The following is a 20,583-nucleotide window of genomic DNA, read 5'->3' on the forward strand; positions in this document are numbered from 1 at the left end:
ACGGTGGTCAGGGCGAGCACCGGCAGCGGATGGCGGCGGCGCACCGCGAGCGCCCCGGCCCGGATCCGGGCCGGGGCGCTCGGGTGTCGGTCAGAAGGTGGCGACGTTGAGCAGCTTCTCCTGGATGCCGTCCGGGTCGCCCGCCGGCCAGCTGTAGTTGGTGGTACCGGCCGACTGGAGGGCGGACTTCACGGCGCTCGGGGTGGCGGTGGGGTGGGTCGCCTTGTAGAGGGCCGCGCCACCGGCGACGTGCGGGCTGGCCATCGAGGTGCCGGAGATGGTGTTGTAGCTGCCGCCCTTCCAGGTGGAGTAGATGCAGACACCCGGGGCCATCAGGTCGACGTCCGCGCCGAAGTTGGAGAAGTCGGCGATGGTGTCGTCGACGTCGCTGCGACAGGTGGCCGCCGCGCCGCCACCGGGGAGCCCGTTGAAGTCGGCGAGGGCGCTGACGGTGATGACCTCGTCGTATGCGGCGGGCACGTGGTTGGCGGCGTTGTCGGTCTCGTTGCCGGCCGCGACGACGTACGTCACGCCGGAGGCGACGGACTTGCAGATCGCCTCGTGCATGGCGTCCTTGTTGCTGCCGCAGGCGCTGTCGGTGCCGGAGCCGCCGAGGCTCATGTTGGCGACCTCGATCTCGCCGGCGTGCGCGGTCACGTAGTCGATGCCGCAGATGATGGCCGAGAACGTGCCGCTGCCGGCGTTGTTGAGCACCCGTACCGGCCAGACGCGGGCGCCGGGGGCGATGCCGACCGCGCCGATGCTGTTGTCGAGCGCGCCGATCGTGCCGGCGACGTGCGAGCCGTGGCCGTTGCCGTCGTTCGCGCTGGTGCCGGTGGAGCAGTTCTTGGCGCCGGCGGTGTAGACGTTCAGGTCGGGGTGGGTGAGGTCGATGCCGGTGTCGATGACCGCCACGTCGACGTCGACCCGCTCGTCCGCGCCGTTGATCTTCGCGGTCGGGCTCAGCTCGGCGTCGGCCCGGTTGATGCCGGTCGGCGTGGTCTGGGCGGTGGCCGTCACCACCCCGTCGGGCTGGACGAAGAGCACCTGCGAATCACGGGCGATGCGGGCGGCGGCGGTCGCGCTCATCCGGGCGGAGTAGCCGCGCAGGGCGTGCTCGTAGACGTGGCCGACGGTGGCGCCGTTGGCCCTGGCCTGCTCGGCGGCGACCGACGACGAGTTGGCGTCGGCGCGGAGGACGACGATGTAGCCGCTGTCCGCCTCGGCGCGGGGGGCGGCGGTGGCGCCGGTCGCCGAGGCGGCGACGACGATGCCGGTCAGCATCGCGACGCCCAGTGTCTTGCGCATGGGGGTTCCTCTCCACGTGCGGTAGGGGCGGTTGGCCCATGCCGAGGTTGCCGCAGCCGGCCGCGCCCGAACCAGAGGGCCGAGGCATCCGTTATTAGAAATATATAAATCAGTATAAAATGGGGCACAACGTCGGACCTGGCCTTCGGCGGCCAGGTGGGCGGAGCGCTCGTACTCCTGCCGGGTTATCGCTCGATGCCGGTGCGGTGTTTCATCACCGTCGTGTTGGCGGCGGGACGGCGGACCGCTACCGTCGATCCAGCTGCACGGAGAAGGGCCCGCGACCGCGATGGACACACCGTCACCCGATGCCGTACGTCGCGCCGCCGCCGGTGACCCGGCCGCCGTCGCGGAGGTCCTCAGAGGAATCAGGCCGATCGTCGTGCGCTACAGCCTGGCCCGGCTGGGGCACGTCGGCGCCGGTGGCGCCACCGCCGAGGACGTCGCCCAGGAGGTCTGCCTCGCCGTGTTGCGCGCCCTGCCGCGCTTCACCGATCAGGGTCGTCCCTTCCTCGCCTTCGTCTACGGCATCGCCGCCCGCAAGGTCGCGGACGCGTGTCGGGCCGCGAGCCGCGACCGTACGGACAGCGTCGCGGCCGTCCCGGACGCGCCGGACCCCCGCCCCGGCCCGGAACTACGTGCTGTCACGGCTGACCTGGGCGCCAGGCTCAGTGCTCTGCTGGCGCAACTGCCGGCGACGCACCGGGAGATCCTGGTGCTGCGGCTGGGGGTCGGGATGACCGCCGAGGAGGTCGGTACGGTGCTCGGTATGACCGGAGGCGCGGTACGGCTGGCGCAGCATCGCGCGCTGACCCGGCTGCGCGTCCTCGCCGGCGACACCCTCGCCCGGATGATCCCGTGACCGCCGACGAACCCCCGCCGACCGACCCGGTCCTGCGGGACGACCGACTGTTCGACGCGCTCAACCGCGGCGAGCCGCCACCCCCCGACCACCCCGCCGACGACCCGGTGACCGCCCTGCTCGCCGACTGGCGCACCGAGCTGGTGGCTCGGTCGGAGCAGGTGGAATCCAGGCTGGAGCGGAAGCAGTCCGGGCAGGGGACGGGCTCGCCGGCGGCTCCGCCGACCGCGGCACCCCCGGCCCGCCGGCTCCGGCCCGCGGCAACCGCCGGGCTCGCTGCTCCGGCGCGGCCCGGGGGACGTCGGCGGACGGCGTTCGCCGGTGCGGCGCTCAGCCTGCTCACCGTCGTCGGGGGCCTGTGGCTGGGCGCGGCCCGGGCCGAACCGGGCGGCCTGTTCTGGCCGGTCACCGAGCTGGTCTACGCCGACCGGGCCGAGTCGCTGGTCACCGAACGGGAAATCGGCCGGATCCTGGACGAGGCCCGGCAGGACCTCGCCGACCGCCGGTACGCCGACGCCCGCCACCACCTGGAGCGGGCCGCGGTCCTGCTGGGCAGCCTCGGTGACGACGAGACCGTCGTCCGGCTGCGGGGCGACATCGACGAGCTCCGCCGCCTGCTGCCGTCCCCCGCCGCGACGGCCCCGGCGCCGCCCGACGCGGACATCGGCACCGCCACCGTGCCGGTGCCGTCCGACCCGGACGGAACCGCCACCGTGCCGGTGCCGCCCGACACGGACCCCGCCACGTCCTCCGTCCCGGTGCCTCCACCGGACGATCCGGCGGCGTCGCACACCCCGGCCCGGCCGACACCGACCGCACCGGCACCAGCGGGCCGGCCGAAGAAGCCGGCCGGAGGGGCCCCGGACGGCCGGCCGCACACCCCGACGGGGGGCCCGCCACGGCAGGTGCCGCCGGCCCCCACCGCCGTGCCGCGCGGCGGGAAGCCCCACCCGGACGGCGGGCCCGTCACGCGCCCCCGGCAGCCGGTCGGCGCTCCGTCCGCCCCGCCGTCCGCGACCCTGCCGTTGCCGGCCGGGCCGGATCGCGCCCCGGCCTCCCCGAGCGTGCCGGGGAGCGCCGGCCAACCGTCAGGGGCCTGACGCGGCCGGCACGGGGGCCGGGACGACACTGCCCCCGATCGGTCGGATCGGAGCTCGTACCGGGTGGCCCGGCGCACCTGGTGGTCATGCCGGTAGATGCTCGTGAGCCCGCCTCCCGACCGCGCCCGACGTCGGGTCCCGGATGCGGCCGGCGGTCGGAGCCCGGTCTCCTCCCTGGGAGGAGGCGGCGCGCGGGCGCTACCTCGTGGTCGGTGCCACGCAGTAGACGTCCCCGGAGTTGACCTCGTGGGGCAGCGACCGGAGACGCTCCGCCAGCTCCGTCGCCGACATCCACTCCCCGAACGCCAGGGCCATGTCGTCGCCGAACGCGATGTTGAACGCCTCGAAGCCGAGCGCGGTGAGGCGGGCGACGCAGCGCCGGGCCACGGCCCGCTCGATCGTGGTGAACTCGAAGGAGAGCGCGGGCAGCGGGCGGCTCAGCCCCGCCAGCACCGCCTCCTCGAAGCCCTCCACATCGATCTTGACGAAGGTCGGCGTGCCGTGGCGGCTGATCAGGGAGTCCAGCGTCGTGGTGGCCACCTCGACCGTGGCGTCCCACACCTCGTCCTCCCAGCCGCCGGCACCGTGCGCCGCCTGGAGGAAGTGCGCGGACGCCGTGGTCACCGTGGGATTGCGGGAGTTGACGTGCAGGCGGACGCTGCCCTCGTGCGCCCCGCAGGCCGCCTCGACGACGACGATGTCGTTCTCGCCGGCATAGAGGTGCCGGATGGCGCGCACGCACAGGCGTTGCGGCTCCACGGCCACTACGCGCGCCCCGAGGCGGCGGAAACTGCCGGTCCGGTCGCCCACGTGGGCCCCGATGTCGAAGACCACGTCGCCGGGCCGGACGAAGCGGGCGTAGAACGCGTCCATCGCCGCCTCGCGCGCCGGATCGCCGTAGTAGGACTCCAGCGACCGGCGCAGCGACGACATGGCCGGATCAGCCTTGAGTGCCTCCACCGCGCGGGTACGAGCCCTCACCGGAAGACCGTAGCCCGGACCGGGCCGGGAAACGCCGGCAATCGACAAGAGTCAGGTGATCCCCGGCCGGGCGGGGGAGCCCACCGCCGGCCGCCGACGGGGCAGGATGGGTGGGTGGACATCGAGCCGGTCGACTGCGCCCCCGAGCAGCGGTTCCGGCGGGCGATCCTGGGGCAGCGCTGGGAGCATCTCACCTTCCTGCACTGGGCGGTCGCGCCGGAGCTGGTCGCGCCCCTGCTGCCCGCCGGCACCCGTCCGGACACGCTCGACGGGCTCAGCTACGTCGGCCTGATCGGTTTCCGGATGGTGGGGCTGGGCCTCGGCACCGGGCCGGGGGTGCCGTACTTCGGCAGTTTCTGGGAGACCAACGTCCGGCTCTACTCGGTCGACCACACCGGCCGGCGGGCCGTGGTGTTCCGTTCGCTCGACGCGTCCCGGCTGGTGCCGGTGCTGGTCGCCCGGGCGACCCTGCGACTGCCGTACCTGTGGTCGGCGATGCGGCTGGACCGCGACGGTGACCGGTACACCTACCGGTGCCGGCGGCGCTGGCCCGGCCCGGTCGGAGCGTCGAGCCGGATGGAGGTACGGGTGGGGGAGCCGATCGCCGAGCCGACCCCGCTGGAGCACTTCGTCACCGCCCGCTGGGGCCTGCACACCCGCGCGTACGGGCGCACGCTGCACCTGCCGAACTGGCATCCCCGCTGGCCGCTGCACCGGGCCGAGCTGCTGAGCCTGGACGACGAACTGGTCGCCGCCGCCGGGTTGCCGCCGCCGGCGGGACCGCCAGCCAGCGTGCTCTATTCGCCCGGTGTGCCGGTCCGGTTCGGCCCGCCGGTCACCCTGCCCGCGTGACCGCGGCGCTCGTCGCTCGGCGAGGCGGGACGGGACCGGCGCGCCGTCGTCATCTGGTGCCGGTGGCCGACAGGACGGGCAGGCGGGCCAGGACGTTGGCGGTCGCGACCCGCACCGGATCGGGGTCGGCCCAGCTCCAGTTCGGGTGGGCCCGGTTGGTGAGGAGCACGAAGACGGTCCGGCGGGCGGGGCTCACCAGCAGCGACGTGCCGGTGAAGCCGGTGTGCCCGAAGGTGGTGGGGGCGCTGAGCCGACCCATGAACCACGGCTGGTGCAGCACCACGCCGAGCCCGTGGTCGGCGGTCCGGTTCGGGCGGTCCGGGTCGACGGCGGGCAGCCCGGCGTTGGCGTTGGTCAGCATCCGGCGGACGGTGCCCTCGGCCAGGATCCGCTGTCCGCCGTAGGTGCCGCCGTCGAGCAGCAACTGGCCGATGACGGCGACCTCCTGGGCGGTGCTGAAGATGCCGGCGTGCCCGGCGATGCCGCCCAGGTGGTTGGCCACGTCGTCGTGCACCACGCCCCGGAGCAGTCCCCGCGAGCAGCGGGCGTCGGTGGCGACCAGCCGGGTGGCCCGGTCGGTGGCGCTGAGCCAGGTGTTCGGGTTGAAGCCGGTCCAGCGCAGGCCGAGCGGGTCGGTCAGCTCGGTCTTCAGCGCCTGGTCGAGCCGTTGGCCGGTCACCTTCTCCACCAGCCTGCCCACGACCATCAGCCCCACGCTCGAATAGCGGAACACCCGGCCCGGGATCGCCCCGCTGACCAGCTGGGTGGCCAGGACGGCCTGCCACTTCTCGGTCAGCGTGGCGTAGCCGGTCACCGTGGCACCCACGGGGAGCCCGCTGGTGTGTGCGAGCAGCATCGCCACCGTGACGGCCGACTTGCCGGCGCCGGTGAACTCCGGCAGGTAGCTCACCACCGGCGCGTCGAGGTCGAGTCGGCCCTTGTCAACCTGCCGCAGGGCGAGGAGGGACGTGTAGACCTTGGTGATCGAGGCGAGGTCGAAGATGGAGTCGGTGCGCATCCGGACCCGCTCGCCGGCGGGCAGGAGGACCGGCCCGGCACCGAAGCGCAGGGCCTCGCCGACGGCCGCCTCGGCGTACGGCTGCCCGCCGTTGAGCGCGAGCGCGACCGCCCCGGCGTACATCGGGTGGGCGGGGTTCTGGCTGGTCGGCTTCAGGTAGCCGGTGAGCACGGTGGTCAGCCGCCGGCTGACCGGGGAGGTGCGGACGACCGACCCGGTGACCGCGGCGGCGCCCTGGCCCGGGGCCGGCGCACTCGGCGTCTGCCACGAGCCGGCGCGGCCCGCGGGCGGTGCCGCCCGGCAGCCGGCCAGCGCCGCCGTGGCGGCGGAGAGCCCGAGTCCGAGCAGCGTGCGACGGTTGACCGGCATGGCTGGATCATGCCAGGCCAGCGGGTGTGCAGACACCGTCGTCGGCAACACCGGCGTGGTCGCCGCCACCTGGCGCCTCGTCGCGCACGCCGCCGGCGGGGTCGCCGACCGCGACGCACCCGCTAGGCCGGTGGCTCGTCGGCGGCCTGTTCGTGCCAGCGGGCGCGCCAGGCGGCCTCGTGCTTCTCGTAGGTCGTCCGCTCGTCGAGGGCCGCCTGCCGCAGGGCTCGCCGGGAGTCGGCCATCACCACCACCTCGACGGCCACCAACGCCATGCAGATCGCGGTCAGCAGGGCGAAGGCGGCCAGTCCCGGCAGGTGGGTCGCGACCGGGATGGCGGCGGCGAGCACGAGCACGGTGCCGACCCGGCTCCAGGACAGGGTGCGCAGGGTGCGCAGCTGGAACAGCATGTCCGCGCACAGGTAGCAGATCACCCCGCCGAACAGCAGCGGTACGCCGGGGCCGTGCGCCGGCTCGGCGAGGCTGACCGACGGGTCGGCGATCTGCCGCACGATCTCCTCGGCACCCAGGGCGAACAGGATCACCCCGGCGATCATCACCAGGTGCAGGTAGGCGTACGCGTCGCGGGCCATCGACACCCGGGCGTGCCCCTGCGCGACGTGCTGCGCGATCCGGGCGGCCGGTGCGACCACGTCGTAGTGCGCCCACCACAGGGCGGCGGTGAAGACGATGCCCAGCACGGCCGCGGTGATCGCCGGCCAGGTGACCGGCTGGCCGAGCAGGTTGCCGCCGACGCCGACGGAGATGATCGACTCGCCCAGCGCGATGATCAGGATGAGGTCGTAGCGCTCGGTCCAGTGTTCGGCGGAGGTGACCATCCAGCCCCACGCGCCGGCGACCAGTCCGGCGCTGTACTGCAACAGGACGACGCTGACCCACAGCCCATCCCGGACCAGCCCGGCCCGGCCCGCGTCCTCGATCTGCGGCGGGATCAGCGCGGCGCCCAGCAGCAGCAGGGTGCTGGCCACCAGCTCCGGGGAGTACTTCAACAGCAGTCGCCGCTCGCCCGGCCGCTCCTTGGCGACGTGCCAGTACAGCAGCAGGTGCAGCCCGCGGATCACCACGTAACTGATCGCCACCACCATCGGCCCGGCGGCCGTCTGTTTCGGGTCGCCGAACGCCTGCGGCAGCGACAACGCGAAGCAGAACACCGCCGCCATCCCGGCGACCATCAGCACCGGGACGAAGCCTTCGCCCAACCGGACCCGGGTGGCCACCACGCTGTGCACCACCCAGCACCACCACAGCACGGCCAGCACGAGCATGGCGTGCAGCAGTTGCCGACCGGTGATGTTGGCGGCGGTGGCCCGGGTGATGATGAAGAAGGAGAAGACGAAGACCAGGTCGAAGAAGACCTCGAACCGGTCCACCCGGGCGCCCGGCGCGATCCCGACGGCCGGCCCCAGTCGCCCGCGCCACCGGTTTCCCACCAACCCACTGTGCCAGCCGAGGACCGGCCGGGGGCCGAATTGGCAGCCGGCCACTTCACTCGATCGCTACTCGCACCTGTCCTCGGCGCCCCGGCCGTACGGTTCGCAGCAGTCGACCCGGTGGCGGTACACCCGCAGGTCACGCCCGCTCCGGTGGGCCCGCTCGGAGGTGATCTCGTACAGGCAGGCCTGCCACCGGACGGTCTCCCCGCCGCCGGGGACGACCTGACCGTCACCCGGCCCGCCGCGCAGCAGCACCTCCACCCGATCGACGCTACGTGGTGTCCAGGCCGGGAGCAGGTGGTACGACCGCTCTGCCCGCCCGGCGGCAGCTAGGTGACCGATGCCCGTGGGACCGGTCGATGCCGGTGCGGCGATCAGCGTCCGACTTCCACCCAGGTCTGGACCTGGCCCTCGTCAACCCGCATACTTAGGTGGATGGCTAAGCATTCCGGCGATGGTGGCGACGCGGTCGACGCGTCGCTGGACGACGTGTTCCACGCGTTGTCGGACCCCACCCGCCGGCGCGTCGTCGAACTCCTGGGCCGGGGCCCCGCCACGACCAGCGACCTCGCGCGTCCGTTCGAGATGGCACTGCCGTCGTTCACCCAGCACCTGAGTGTTCTCGAGCGCTCGGGCCTGGTGACCTCGGAGAAGAAGGGACGGGTGCGGACCTACCGCCTGGCGCCCCGGTCGCTGGAGGGGGCCGACAACTGGCTCGCCGCGCAGCGTGCGCTCTGGACCCGCCGCCTCGATCAACTCGATTCGCTTCTCTACGACCTGAAGGAGCAGCAGACATGACCGCCTACACCACGAACCCGGAGCTCGACCTCGTCCTGGAGCGCACCGTCGACGTCGCCCCGGAACTGGTCTGGAAGGCCTGGACCACGCCCGAGCTGATCGTGCGGTGGTTCGCCCCGAAGCCCTGGTCGACCTCGTCCTGTGAGATCGACCTGCAGCCCGGCGGCCGGTTCCACACCGTCATGCGCTCGCCGGAGGGTGAGGAGTTCCCCAGCGACGGCTGCATCCTGGTGGTCGAGGAGGGCTCGACGCTGGTGTTCACCTCCGCCCTGGGCCCGGGGTTCCGCCCGCAGGTCGCCGAGGACGGCTTCCCGTTCACCGCGGTGGTCCGCATCGCGCCGGACGGCGCCGGTACGAGGTACACCGCCACGGCGATCCACGCCGACGCCTCGGCCCGCAAGCAGCACGAGGACATGGGCTTCGCCGAGGGCTGGGGCGCGGCGCTCGACCAGCTGGTGGACGTCGCGAAGTCCCTCTGACCGGGGCCCACATCGGAGCGGACCGGCCGGGGCGGTCGACGTCGGGCGGTCGCGCGGAGGCGGCGGCCAGGGGTCGGCCGCCGCCGGATCGCGGGAGGCCGCCGTCAGCCGCGGTGCCACTTCTGGTTCGCGCCGCCGGTGCACTCCCAGAGCTGGAGCAGCGCGTCGTTGTTGGGGTTCCAGCCGGCGATGTCCACGCACTTGTTCGCCTGCGGGTTGACCAGGTCACCCGCCGCGGTGAGCACGAACTGCTGTGCGGGGTTGCCGGAGCAGGTCGCGATCTGGATGGCGGCGCCGTTGGCGGTGGAACCCCAGGCGACGTCCATGCACTTGTTGTTCTGCGTGCGCAGGGTGCCGTTGACGAACTCCCAGCGCTGGTTCGTGCCGCCGTGGCAGTCCCAGACGATGAGCCGCTGGCCGTCGGCGAAGTTCCAGTTGGGCACGTCGACGCACTTCTGGTGCCAGTTGCTGACCACCAGGTCGCCGGTGGCCGGCGGGGTGGTCGGCGGCGGTCCGGTCGGGCCGCCGGCGCCGAACGGCGTCAGGGTGATGGCGGCCGAACGGGGATCGCCGCTGTGCACCAGCGATTCGAAGCCGCCGACGTCGTCGTAGGCGAAGCCGTACGCCTTACCGTCGGCCATGTTGGCGTGGATGATCCGGGAGTAGTGGTTCGGGGCGCTGTTCTTGTAGAAGCTGGCGGCGTCGAGCCGGGGCTCGGTGTCGAACTGGCCGAGGGTGCCGCGGTTCAGTGCGGTGCAGAGGGTGCGTTTGATCTCCGGCTCGATGAACGGCGGGGTGTTCGGGGCGTTGAAGACGCCGTCGCAGCCCCACACGTTGCCGGTGGTCGGCCTGGCGACCGTCGCCACCTGGGCGCCGGACGAGTCGGTGAAGACCATGGTGCTGCCGACGGTGCGGCCGAAGAACCGGCGGTTCGGCTCGTTGGTGCGCGGCACGACGGTGAGGGTACGGCTGGTGTAGGCGTTCCACGCCGAGTTGAGGTACGAGTCGAGGTAGGCGGCGTCCATCAGGCCGGCGTCCATGGCCTTGCCCGGCGCGAGGACGCGCAGCACGGTGCCGTCCGCGCGGGTGACGACCGACCGGGCGAAGGCCGGCTGCGCCTTGACGGCGTTGATGACGTTGTTCCGGCCGTCGTTCAGCAGCTCGCCGGTCTTCGTGGTGACGCCGCTGCCGCTGGTGACGGAGACGGCGTGCGGCACGGCGAACTGGTCCACCTGCGAGCTGTTCAACCACAGGCCGGCGTCGTTGTAGGTGAACTCGGACCAGTCGAACAGGACGTCCCGGTTCGGGTCGCCGGCGGCCCACGGCGCGGGCTGGACCACCCCGTCCGGGGTGAGGCGGAAGTCGAGCTTGCGGCCGAACGAGAAGTACATGCGCCCGGAGATGAAGCGCGGGAACCGGACGGTGACGCTGCCGCCGTTGGGCGGGCCGGCGATCGACACGTCCGGCGCCGGCGTCGGCGGGATGCCGCCGGCCGGCCAGCGGGTGAACGCACCGGCGGCGTTGACGTAGCCGAGGCCGCCGCCGGGGCGGATGTCGGTGCCCAGGATGTAGAGGTAGACCGCCTCGCTGCGGCCGGTGTTGTTGGCGACGGCGACGGGGAGCAGGTCGGGGCCGACGGCGAGCGCCCGGGTCTGGGTGGCGGTGAGGGTGACGGGTACGGCGAGCACGAGCGCCGCCAGCGCGCCGATGGCGGCGGCGAGCCGTGCCCGGCACGAGCCTCTGTTGGTCACGGGAAACTCCTTCGATGGTGGGGACGGGCACCATCTCGTCGACCCGGGTCGCGGCCGGCCGACGAAGGGCGGGGATGGAGGCGGGACGGGTCTAGGCGCGGGACCACTTCTGGTTGGCAGCGCCGGTGCAGTCCCACAGTTGGAGCCGGCCGCCGTTGGCGGTGACCCGGTCGCGTACGTCGACGCAGCGGTTGGCGCTGAGGTTGACCAGGTCACCCGCGGCGGTGAGGTTGAAGCGTTGGGCCGGGTTGCCGTTGCAGCTCACCAGGTTGACCTCGGTGCCGTTGGCCGTGCCGGCCCAGGCCGGGTCCATGCACTTGCCCATGGCGCGCAGGGTGCCGTCGGCGGCGAAGGTCCACGCCTGCGCGGCGGTGGTGTTGCAGTCCCAGATCTGCAACTTCGCCCCGTCGACCGGGTTCGCGCCGGGGATGTCGATGCACCGGCCGCTCGCCGCGCCCCGGATCCGGGTGGTCCCCGGCGCCGGCTCGCCGCCGCCGGAGGTGTAGCCGGAGGCCCGGACGTAGTCCACCAGCATCTGCTGCGGGAACTGGGTCGACGCGTCCGGGTAGCCCGGCCAGTTGCCGCCGACCGCCACGTTCAGGATCATGAAGAACGGGTGGTCGAACACCCAGCGGTTGCCGCCGAGCCGGGCGGGGTCGACGCGGTGGTACTCGACGCCGTCGAGGTACCAGACGATGGAGTTCGGCTCCCAGTCCACCCGGTAGGTGTGGAAGGCGTCGGCGAGCGGTGCGGCGATGGTCCGGCTGCCGGTGATCCCGCCCGCGCCGGAGTAGCCCGGGCCGTGGATGGTGCCGTAGACGGTGTTCGGCTCCCGGCCGATGTTCTCCATGACGTCGATCTCGCCGGCGTTCGGCCAGCCGACGCTGCCCATGTCGTTGCCGAGCATCCAGAACGCCGGCCAGATGCCCTGCCCCCGAGGGATCTTGATGCGGGCCTCGAAGCGGCCGTACGCCTGGGTGAAGGTGGCGGCGGTGAGCAGCCGGGCCGAGGTGTACTCGCACCGGCCGTAGTGGCACTGGTAGTTGGCCGGGTTCTCCCGGCGTGCGGTGATGACCAGGTTGCCCTGACCGTCGTGCACCGCGTTGCTCGTGCTGTTGGTGTAGTACTGCCGTTCGTTGTTGCCCCAGCCGTTGCCGCCGATGTCGAAGCGCCACCGGCTCTGGTCGACCGGGGTGCCGGCCGCCGCGTTGAATTCGTCCTGCCAGGTGATGCCGCCGATCGCCGCCTCGGCGGGGCGGGAGTCGACCGGTACGGCGAGGGCCACCGTGGCGGCGACGAGCGCGGCGCCGGCGAGGGCGAGCGCGGGTGGCCGGCGGCGGTTGCGGATGGGGAACATGGGACCTCCTGCGGGACGGGCGCGAACCGGTGGTGGGTTCGCCGGGGGAGAAGCGACCGGCGCGGCGGCGGGATCGGTGGGGTGTCGGGGTGTCCGCCGCGCCGGGGAGAGCGGTGGGGTCAGCCGCGACGCCACTTCTGGTTGGCGGTGCCCGCGCAGTCCCACAGTTGGAGGCGGGCGCCGTCGGAGTTGTTCCAGTCGGTGATGTCGACGCACTTGTTGGCCTGGGGGTTGACCAGGTCGCCGGCGGCGGAGAGGACGAACTGCTGGGCGGGGTTGCCGCTGCAGTTGGCGATCTGGATGGTGGCGCCGTTGGCGGTGGAGCCCCAGGCCACGTCCATGCACTTGTTGTTCTGGGTCCGCAGCGTCCCGCCGGTGAAGGCCCAGGCCTGGGCGCTGGTGCCGTTGCAGGTCCAGGTCTGCAGGGGTACGCCGTCGGAGAAGTTGGAGTTCGGCACGTCGATGCACCGGTTGTTCCAGTTGCTGACGATCCGCTCCCCGCCGCCGGTGGTGACGAGCGACAGCCCGTAGACCCCGAGGATCTCGTTCACCGGCTGGAACCAGGTCGTGCCGCCGGAGGAGCAGTTGCCGGAGCCGCCGGAGGTCACCCCCTGGGCCTGGTTGCCCGAGATCCACGCGCCGCCCGAGTCGCCGCCCTCGGCGCAGGCGTTGCTGCGGCTCAGCCCCGACACGGCGCCCTGCGGGTAGACGACGGTCTCGTTGCGACCGAGGATGGTGCCGCAGCGCCAGCCGGTGGTGCGCCCGGAGCGGCAGACCGAGCTGCCGATGGCCGCGTCCTGCGATCCGGCCACGGTCACGTTGCCGCCGGAGTAGCTGTTCACCCACGGCTGCGGTGTCCAGGAACTGTTGGTGCGCACCCAGGCGTAGTCGTCGCCGGGGAACGACGAGCCGGCGAACGTGCCCTGCGAGACGTTGTTGAAGCCGAGGGTCGGGCTGCCGGCACGTCCACAGTGGCCGGCCGTGACGAACCCGCCGACGACCGCGAAGCCGACCGAGCACAGGGTGTTGCCGTTGATCACGTACTGGTCGCCGCCGCGGATGTCGTAGAGCGGGCGCGGGGCGGCCGGGGAGGTGACCACCCGGACGGCATCGGCGGGAACGCCGCTGGCCCGGACGTAGGCGGTGGCCGCGGCGATGGCGCCGGGTCGGGCCGTCACGACGACGCTGTTGCTGACCACGTCGACGTGCCAGCCGTGGATGTCCCGGGAGTCGGCCCGGGCGCGTCGCCGGTCCAGCGCCCGTTTGACCGCGTCGAGCCTGCTCTCGCTGCGGCCGGCGACGGTGACGTCGGCGCCCTCGGCGCGGACCACCGGGGCCAGCGCGGGATCGGTGACGGCCACGGTGAGGCGTGTGCCGTCGGTGGACAGCCACGCGCCGGCGAAGGCGGGGCCGAGCTTCGCGCGTAGGCGCCGCTCGACCGCCGGTGCGGCGGCCTCGGTGCGCAGGCGGTCGCCCAGCTGTGCGGCGGTGAGACCCAGGTCGCGGCGCATCGCCTCGACCAGTCCGGGTGGGAGGTCCGCCGGGGCGGCGCGGTGGGTGGGGGCGGTGGTGGCCGGCGGGCCGGCGGCGCCCGGGGCCGGCGCCGCGCCGACGAGCAGGAGGGCGGCGGCGAACGAGCCGAGCACGCGCGGGTGTGGAGACATGCGGGTCCTCCCGGGGTACGGCGAGGGCGGCGGGCGAGAGAGCGCTCTCACACTGAAGTTTGTCGATGGTTAACAAATCTGTCAAGAAGGTTGCCTATTGTGTGCCCGGACCCGCCCGAGCCCGCCCGGTCAGCCGGCCCGGCGTTGGCCCGCCGGCGGCGTCACGCGCCGACGGTGTCGGTGGACAGCAGTCCGTGGCCGTCGAGCGGCCGGTCGCCGCCGCGGCGCTGCTGCTTCACCCGGTAGAGGCGCCGGTCGGCCACGTGCAGCAGGGTCTCCAACGTGTCGCCGTCGTGCGGGGCCGTGGCCGAGCCGATGCTGACGCCGGTGTGCCGGCGTACCGCCGCCTCGATCCGGGCCGCCACCGTCCGTACCGTCGCCTCGTCGGCGTCGCTGAGGACGACCACGAACTCGTCACCGCCGACCCGGGCGACGGCGTCCTCGGGGCGCAGCACCTCCCGCGTCGCCGCCACCGTCCGCTTCAGCAGGTCGTCGCCGGCGGCGTGCCCGAGGCGGTCGTTGACGCTCTTGAAGTCGTCGAGATCCAGGCAGAGCATGGCCGGACCGGCGCGACCGCACCGGCGGAACAGGTGCTGGGTGAACTCCGCCAGGCCGCGCCGGTTCAGGGCGCCGGTCAACGGGTCCAGCGCCGCCAGGGCGCGCAGCTGGGACCGCTGCCGCGCCAGCTTCCGGGTCTGGGTGGAGCAGACCGAGATCAGGACCAGCATGCCCGCCATGTAGAGGAAGACGTGGCCGGGCCGTGCCGGTTGCCCGAGGGCGGCGACGGCGAGGTACGACGCGAGCAGGAGCGCCTCCAGCGCCATCATCAGCCGCAGGTGCGGTGTGTAGCTGGCCACGAACACCGTGGTGGTCACGAACCCCAGGGCGGCCGGTGAGGCGGCCCCGCCGTCCCAGTACGCGCCGAGCGCCGCCATGGCGATGGTGACCAGCAGGATGGTGAACGAGACCCGGTAGCCCGCGGCCTTCGTGGTCACCGTCCGCGCCGCCCAGATGCCGACGGCGCCGGACGCCATCCCGCAGCTGTAGGCGGTGAGCATCAGGGGCCGGTTCGGTTCGCCGATCGTCATCAGGCAGTAGAGGACGGCGATGCCGTGCGATACGACGTGCAACGCCGCGGTGAGCAGCATCCTTCGCCGGCGCTCGTTCACTCCGCCCACCGCACCCTGACGACGGCTCCTGGCGAGGCAGCAGCACGAACGGCCGGGGTGGCCATGCCGGTGGTACGTGTCGAGGCCGCTGCGCGGACAGGCCCTGCCACTTCGACATTCAATGATGTGGGTTCAATCACAGTCAATACCCGAATCGGCGCATCTGCCCAGGCCAGCGTCCGAGTGCCCGAATTCGGCCGGCCGCGGCACTGTGCGTGCCCGTCCCGCTGCGCCCCGCGCTGGCCGGTCACGGGGGATGACAGCCGTCCGGTCACGTGCCACCATACCGACCAGTCGGTATTCCATCGGAGGGGGCCCGCGATGCCGGGAACGACCGCGACGCGCACCGCGTACCGCACCTGTCCGCTCTGCGAGGCGACCTGCGGGCTGACCCTGACCATCGCCGACGACCGGGTGACGCACGCCCGGGGCGACCGCGAGCACGTCTTCAGCCACGGCTTCGTCTGCCCCAAGGGAGCCGCGTTCCCGCAGCTCCTCGCCGACCCGGACCGCCTGCGCCGACCGCTGCTGCGGGTCGACGGCACGCTGCGCGAGGTGGGCTGGGACGAGGCGTTCGCCGCCGTCGAGGCCGGCCTGACCGCCGCCCGGGCCGGCGGCCGCGACGCGATCGCCGCCTACCTCGGCAACCCCACCGTGCACACGATGGCCGGCGGGCTCTACGCCGGCCCCCTGCTGCGGGCGCTCGGCACCCGCAACGTCTTCACCGCCAGCACCGTCGACCAGATGCCCAAGCACGTCTCCTCCGGCTACCTGTACGGCGACCCCAACGTCATCCCGGTACCCGATCTCGACCGCACCGACCTGCTGGTGCTGCTCGGCGCCAACCCCTGGGAGTCCAACGGCAGCCTCTGCACCGCGCCCGACTTCCCGGGCCGGCTGCGGGCGTTGCAGGCACGCGGCGGCCGGTTCCTGGTCGTCGACCCCCGGCGCACCCGCACCGCGGCCGCCGCCGACGAGCACCTGCCCATCCGGCCCGGCACCGACGCGCTGCTGCTCTTCGCCCTGGTGCACACGCTCTTCGACGAGAACCTGGTCCGGCTCGGCCGGCTGGCGGACCACGTCACCGGCCTGGCCGACGTCCGGGAACTGGCCGCCGCGTTCGCGCCCGAGCGGGTGGCCGACCGGTGTGCGGTGCCCGCGCCGCGCATCCGGCGCCTCGCCCGGGAACTGGCGGCCGCCCCCACCGCCGCCGTCTACGGACGCGTCGGCACCTGCACGGTCGCGTTCGGCACGCTGACCAGCTGGCTGGTCGACGTGGTCAACGTGCTGACCGGCAACCTCGACCGGCCCGGCGGGGCGATGTTCCCGCTCGCCGCCCACCAGCGAACCCGGGCCGCCGGCCCCGGCAAGGGGTTCCGCACCGGGCGCTGGGCCAGCCGGGTGCGGGGCCTGCCCGAGGTCAAGGGCGAACTGCCGGTCGCCACCCTCGCCGACGAGATCGAGACGCCGGGGGAGGGCCGGATCCGGGCGTTGATCACCGTCGCCGGTAACCCGGTGCTCTCCACCGCCAACAGCGATCGGCTGGACCGCGCGCTCGCCTCGCTCGACTTCATGGTCAGCGTCGACCCGTACCTGAACGAGACCACCCGGCACGCGGACGTGGTGCTGCCGCCACCCGACTCCGCCCGCGCCGGCCACTACGACTTCGCGTTCCTCACCCTGGCCGTGCGCAACGTCGCGAGCTACTCGCCGCCGGTCCTGCCGATGGCGCCCGACAGCCTCGACGAGTGCGACATCCTGGCCCGGCTCACGCTGATCGCGGCCGGGCAGGGCGCCGACGCCGACCCGGCGGGGCTGCACGAACAGCTGCTCGGCCAGGTGCTCGCCGACGCCGCCGAGGCACTGGACCGGCCGGCGGACGAGCTGCGGGCGCTGGTCGCCGGGGACCGGCCGGCCGAACGCCTGCTCGACGCGCGGCTGCGGCTCGGCGCGTACGGCGACCGGTTCGGACAGCGACCGGACGGGCTGTCGCTGACCCGGCTGCTCGCGCACCCGCACGGCGTCGACCTCGGGGCGCTGCGACCGCGGCTGCCGGAGGTGCTGCGCACCCCGAGCGGCACCGTCGAGCTCTGCCCGCCGCCGATCGCCGCCGACGTGGCCCGGCTGCGCGACGCCCGCGACGCGCCTCCGGAGGGCTTCGTCCTGGTCGGGCGCCGGCACCTGCGGTCCAACAACAGCTGGATGCACAACGTGCCGGCGCTGGTGAAGGGCCGGGACCGCTGCACCCTGCAGGTGCACCCGGAGGACGCGGCGAAGCTCGGGCTGGCCGCGGGGGAGGAGGCCCGCGTCACCTCGCGGGTCGGCTCGCTCGTCGTGGCCGTGGAGGTCACCCCCGACACCATGCCGGGCGTGGTCAGCCTGCCGCACGGCTGGGGCCACGACGTGCCCGGCACCCGGCAGGCGGTGGCCCGCGCCCACGCCGGCGTCAACGCCAACGTGCTCACCGACGAGACGGCTGTCGATCCGCTCTCCGGAAACGTCGTGCTCAACGGCATCCCGGTGCGCGTCCAGCCGGCCTGATCGGCGGCGCCTTGCGTACGCTGGCGCACCGGGCCGGCGGGCGGCCGGGAAGGGCGGGAGCAGCGGTGGGTCGGACGGGCGACGGGGAGGGGCTGCCGCAGCGGCTGCTGGCGGTCGCCACCAGGCTGTTCGCGGAGAAGGGCTTCGAGAAGACCTCGGTCCAGGAGATCGTCGAGGCCGCCGGGGTCACCAAGGGCGCGATGTACCACTACTTCGCCGCCAAGGACGACCTGCTCCAGGAGATCTACCAGCGGCTGCTGCGCATGCAGCGCGAGCGCCTGGAGGCCATCATGGCCCGCGACCAGCCGGTGGCACTGCGGCTGCGGGCGGCCGCCGCCGACGTGGTGGTCACCGCGATCGCCAACCTGGACGATGCCACGGTCTTCCTCCAGTCGATGCACCTGCTCTCGGCCGACCGCCGGCGCGCGGTGCGGGCGGCCCGCCGGGAGTACCACGAACGCTTCCGCGAGCTGGTGGAGGAGGGCCAGCGCGCCGGGACCTTTCGCGCCGACGTCCCGGCCGACCTGGCCGTCGACTACTTCTTCGGCGCGGTGCACCACCTCGGCGCGTGGTTCCGCACCGGCGGCCGGCTCACCGCCGAGCAGGTCGGCGCGCACTTCGCCGACCTGCTGCTCTCCTCGCTGCGCCCGGACCCGCCCGCCGAGCCGCGGCCAACGCGCTGACGCTGCGATGTCGGGCCGGTCGCACCCGCCGACCGGCGCCGCTGGTGGCCGCGCCCGTCGTTCGCCTGCCAGCCGCGCCAGCAAGGCCGGCCACTACGTGGCCTTCTCGCCTCGACGGGGGAGCTTCCAGTCCGGCCGGACGAAGTGACAGGTGTAACCGCCGGGATTGCGCTCCAGGTAGTCCTGGTGTTCGGGCTCGGCCTCCCAGAACGGGCCGGCGGGGGTGACCTCGGTGACCACCTTGCCCGGCCACAGGCCGGAGGCGTCTACGTCGGCGATCGTGTCCTCCGCGACCTGCCGCTGCTGCTCGTCGGTGTAGAAGATCGCCGACCGGTAGCTGACTCCCACGTCGCCGCCCTGACGATTCTTCGTGGTCGGGTCGTGGACCTGGAAGAAGAACTCGAGAAGATCCCGGTAGGACAGCTTCTCGGGGTCGTAGACGATCTCGATCGCCTCGGCATGGGTGCCGTGGTTGTAGTACGTGGCGTTCGGCACGTCCCCGCCGGTGTATCCGACCCTGGTGGCGAGCACGCCCGGGCGTTTCCGGATGAGATCCTGCATCCCCCAGAAGCAGCCGCCGGCCAGGATCGCCTTCTCCGTCGTCTCGCTCATCGCTCTGCCCTCCGGTGCGGGTGCTCGTGCTCGTACCTCGGGACCCTGTGCGTCCTGCTGGCGACCGTGGCCTTCCCGTTCCGCCTGCCACCATGCCGACCGACGAGAACCTGGCGGCCGGTACGGGCCACCCGCGCCGCGCCGGGCGGACTTTCCGCCGAATACCTGTGACCGGGTGTCCTGCCTGGGGTGGGTCGGACCCGGGTGCGCCAGGACGGCCGGCGTGGACGCGGCGTCGGCGGCATGGTCGGCGGTGGCCAGGGTAGGCCGTAAGTCCGGGGAGAGGCGAGGCGAGGTGAGGTGGACGATGGCGGGTACCTGGTTGCTCGGTGCGGGAGCCGAGACCGCCCGGCAGCGGCCGACGGCGGTGCTGGTCGCGGTGCGCGAGGACGACGGCGCGGGCGGCAACGGCCCCGGCAGTGAGGTGTCCCTGGAGGAGCTGCGACGGCTCGCCGACACCGACGGCCTCAACGTCGCCGACGCGGTGGTGCAGCACCGCCCGAAGCCGGATCCGGCCACCTTCCTGGGCTCGGGCAAGGTCGACGAGCTGGCCGCCGCCACCGAACGCGCCGGGGCCGAGCTGGTCATCGCCGACGGTGAGCTGAGCCCGGGCCAGGTGCGGAACCTGGAGGAACGGGTCGGGGTGCGGGTGGTGGACCGCACCGCGCTGATCCTGGACATCTTCGCCGAGCACGCCCGCACCAGCGAGGGGCGGGTGCAGGTGGAGCTGGCGCAGATCGCGTACCAGTTGCCCCGGCTGCGCGGCGACGGCCGGTCGATGTCCCGCGTCGGTGGTGGCCGGGTCGCCGGCGGCGCCGGCATCGGTGTGCGGGGACCGGGTGAGATGCGGCTGGAGACCCAGCGTCGGACGTTGCGCCAGCGGGCCACCCGGCTGCGGCGCAACGCCGGCGAGCTGGCCCGGCGGCGGGAACGCACCCGGGGCCGGCGGGCCCGCAACCAGATCTCCTCGGTGTCGATCACCGGGTACACCAACGCCGGGAAGTCCGCCCTGCTCAACCGCCTCACCGGCGCGGACGCCCAGGTGCAGGACGTCCTCTTCGCCACCCTCGACCCGACCGTAAGGCGGATCAGCACCGGCGAGCTGACCTACACCGTCACCGACACCGTGGGATTCGTCCGGCACCTGCCGCACCAACTGGTCGACGCGTTCCGCTCGACGTTGGACGAGGTCACCCGCAGCGACCTGGCGATGCACGTGGTGGACGCGTCCGCGCCGGACGCGTTCGGCCAGATCACCACGGTGCACGGCGTGCTGCACGAGATCGGCGCGGGCCAGGTGCCGGAACTGCTGGTGCTCAACAAGATCGACATTGCGCCGCCGGAGTGGGTCGACGCGCTGTGCCGCGCGTACCCGGACGCGGTGCCGGTGTCCGCGCTGACCGGCGCCGGCATCGACGAGCTGCGCCGCACGCTGGCCCGCCGCCTGGCCGGGCGCTGACCGATCGGCGGCAGCCCCGCGCAGGGCGAGTTGTCCCGGAGGTAGGTGGGTCGGGGAACACCACCTGGCGACCCCCGCGAAAGTGCTTCAATCGGGACGAAGGGCAACGGGCCCGCTGAGCGGAGG

The 20,583-nt window shown here is 73.3% G+C and carries 18 protein-coding genes; 8 read left to right on the forward strand and 10 right to left on the reverse strand.

Annotation, left to right across the window (positions count from 1 at the left end; all coding sequences use genetic code 11):
* Nucleotides 1–90 precede the first annotated feature (90 nt).
* Nucleotides 91–1,308 carry a S8 family serine peptidase gene (locus GA0074696_RS17085; RefSeq protein WP_088962026.1) on the reverse strand — a complete coding sequence of 406 codons (1,218 nt, stop codon included), beginning with the start codon at nt 1,306–1,308 and terminating at the stop codon, nt 91–93.
* A 289-nt stretch (nt 1,309–1,597) separates the two neighbouring features.
* Here GA0074696_RS17085 and shbA point away from each other — a divergent pair, with 289 nt between their 5' ends.
* Entirely contained in the window at nt 1,598–2,170 is a 573-nt protein-coding gene (shbA, locus tag GA0074696_RS17090) for an RNA polymerase sigma factor ShbA (RefSeq protein ID WP_088962027.1), read from the forward strand.
* Complete coding sequence (locus GA0074696_RS17095; protein ID WP_088962028.1) at nt 2,167–3,270, forward strand: anti-sigma-D factor RsdA; 1,104 nt, start codon at nt 2,167–2,169, stop codon at nt 3,268–3,270. Before shbA ends, GA0074696_RS17095 begins: the two co-directional genes overlap by 4 nt.
* A gap of 198 nt (nt 3,271–3,468) precedes the next feature.
* On the opposite strand, the gene GA0074696_RS17100 is transcribed toward GA0074696_RS17095, so the two are convergent.
* Nucleotides 3,469–4,203 carry an FkbM family methyltransferase gene (locus GA0074696_RS17100; protein ID WP_088962029.1) on the reverse strand — a complete coding sequence of 245 codons (735 nt, stop codon included), beginning with the start codon at nt 4,201–4,203 and terminating at the stop codon, nt 3,469–3,471.
* A gap of 162 nt (nt 4,204–4,365) precedes the next feature.
* On the opposite strand from GA0074696_RS17100, the gene GA0074696_RS17105 reads away from it, so the two are divergent.
* A complete protein-coding gene (locus tag GA0074696_RS17105) occupies nt 4,366–5,103 on the forward strand; it encodes a YqjF family protein (protein WP_088962030.1) in 738 nt (245 codons plus the stop codon).
* A 49-nt stretch (nt 5,104–5,152) separates the two neighbouring features.
* Here the strand turns inward: GA0074696_RS17105 and GA0074696_RS17110 are convergent, their stop codons facing one another.
* The 3 genes from GA0074696_RS17110 to GA0074696_RS17120 all read right to left on the reverse strand — a co-directional run bounded on the left by GA0074696_RS17110 (nt 5,153) and on the right by GA0074696_RS17120 (nt 8,205).
* Nucleotides 5,153–6,490: a serine hydrolase domain-containing protein gene (locus tag GA0074696_RS17110; protein ID WP_088962031.1), complete on the reverse strand. Its 1,338-nt coding sequence runs from the start codon at nt 6,488–6,490 to the stop codon at nt 5,153–5,155.
* Between the two features lie 122 nt (nt 6,491–6,612).
* Nucleotides 6,613–7,944 (reverse strand): low temperature requirement protein A, encoded by a 1,332-nt coding sequence (locus GA0074696_RS17115; RefSeq protein WP_088964628.1) that lies wholly within the window; start codon nt 7,942–7,944, stop codon nt 6,613–6,615.
* A gap of 63 nt (nt 7,945–8,007) precedes the next feature.
* Nucleotides 8,008–8,205: a hypothetical protein gene (locus GA0074696_RS17120; protein ID WP_088962032.1), complete on the reverse strand. Its 198-nt coding sequence runs from the start codon at nt 8,203–8,205 to the stop codon at nt 8,008–8,010.
* A 174-nt stretch (nt 8,206–8,379) separates the two neighbouring features.
* Between GA0074696_RS17120 and GA0074696_RS17125 the strand changes: the two genes are divergently transcribed.
* Nucleotides 8,380–8,742 carry an ArsR/SmtB family transcription factor gene (locus tag GA0074696_RS17125; RefSeq protein WP_088962033.1) on the forward strand — a complete coding sequence of 121 codons (363 nt, stop codon included), beginning with the start codon at nt 8,380–8,382 and terminating at the stop codon, nt 8,740–8,742.
* Nucleotides 8,739–9,221: an SRPBCC family protein gene (locus GA0074696_RS17130; protein ID WP_088962034.1), complete on the forward strand. Its 483-nt coding sequence runs from the start codon at nt 8,739–8,741 to the stop codon at nt 9,219–9,221. Before GA0074696_RS17125 ends, GA0074696_RS17130 begins: the two co-directional genes overlap by 4 nt.
* Nucleotides 9,222–9,325: 104 nt before the next feature.
* Here GA0074696_RS17130 and GA0074696_RS17135 read toward each other — a convergent pair whose 3' ends face one another.
* From GA0074696_RS17135 to GA0074696_RS17150, 4 genes are all read right to left on the reverse strand, one after another.
* Nucleotides 9,326–10,972, reverse strand: a complete 1,647-nt coding sequence (locus GA0074696_RS17135; RefSeq protein ID WP_231925043.1) for a beta-1,3-glucanase family protein — start codon at nt 10,970–10,972, stop codon at nt 9,326–9,328.
* A gap of 91 nt (nt 10,973–11,063) precedes the next feature.
* Complete coding sequence (locus GA0074696_RS17140) at nt 11,064–12,329, reverse strand: glycoside hydrolase family 16 protein (RefSeq protein WP_088962035.1); 1,266 nt, start codon at nt 12,327–12,329, stop codon at nt 11,064–11,066.
* Between the two features lie 119 nt (nt 12,330–12,448).
* Nucleotides 12,449–13,993: a ricin-type beta-trefoil lectin domain protein gene (locus tag GA0074696_RS17145; RefSeq protein WP_088962036.1), complete on the reverse strand. Its 1,545-nt coding sequence runs from the start codon at nt 13,991–13,993 to the stop codon at nt 12,449–12,451.
* A 161-nt stretch (nt 13,994–14,154) separates the two neighbouring features.
* Nucleotides 14,155–15,162 (reverse strand): GGDEF domain-containing protein, encoded by a 1,008-nt coding sequence (locus GA0074696_RS17150; RefSeq protein WP_157745996.1) that lies wholly within the window; start codon nt 15,160–15,162, stop codon nt 14,155–14,157.
* 321 nt (nt 15,163–15,483) lie between these two features.
* Here GA0074696_RS17150 and GA0074696_RS17155 point away from each other — a divergent pair, with 321 nt between their 5' ends.
* Complete coding sequence (locus GA0074696_RS17155; RefSeq protein ID WP_088962038.1) at nt 15,484–17,703, forward strand: molybdopterin oxidoreductase family protein; 2,220 nt, start codon at nt 15,484–15,486, stop codon at nt 17,701–17,703.
* A 65-nt stretch (nt 17,704–17,768) separates the two neighbouring features.
* Nucleotides 17,769–18,386: a TetR/AcrR family transcriptional regulator gene (locus tag GA0074696_RS32280; protein WP_088962039.1), complete on the forward strand. Its 618-nt coding sequence runs from the start codon at nt 17,769–17,771 to the stop codon at nt 18,384–18,386.
* A gap of 93 nt (nt 18,387–18,479) precedes the next feature.
* On the opposite strand, the gene msrA is transcribed toward GA0074696_RS32280, so the two are convergent.
* Nucleotides 18,480–18,998, reverse strand: a complete 519-nt coding sequence (gene msrA / locus GA0074696_RS17165) for a peptide-methionine (S)-S-oxide reductase MsrA (protein WP_088962040.1) — start codon at nt 18,996–18,998, stop codon at nt 18,480–18,482.
* A gap of 307 nt (nt 18,999–19,305) precedes the next feature.
* On the opposite strand from msrA, the gene hflX reads away from it, so the two are divergent.
* Nucleotides 19,306–20,457 (forward strand): GTPase HflX, encoded by a 1,152-nt coding sequence (gene hflX / locus GA0074696_RS17170; RefSeq protein WP_088962041.1) that lies wholly within the window; start codon nt 19,306–19,308, stop codon nt 20,455–20,457.
* The last annotated feature ends 126 nt before the right edge of the window (nt 20,458–20,583 follow it).

It is taken from the genome of Micromonospora purpureochromogenes (genome assembly GCF_900091515.1).
In the GTDB taxonomy this organism is placed as follows: Bacteria; Actinomycetota; Actinomycetes; order Mycobacteriales; family Micromonosporaceae; genus Micromonospora; species Micromonospora purpureochromogenes.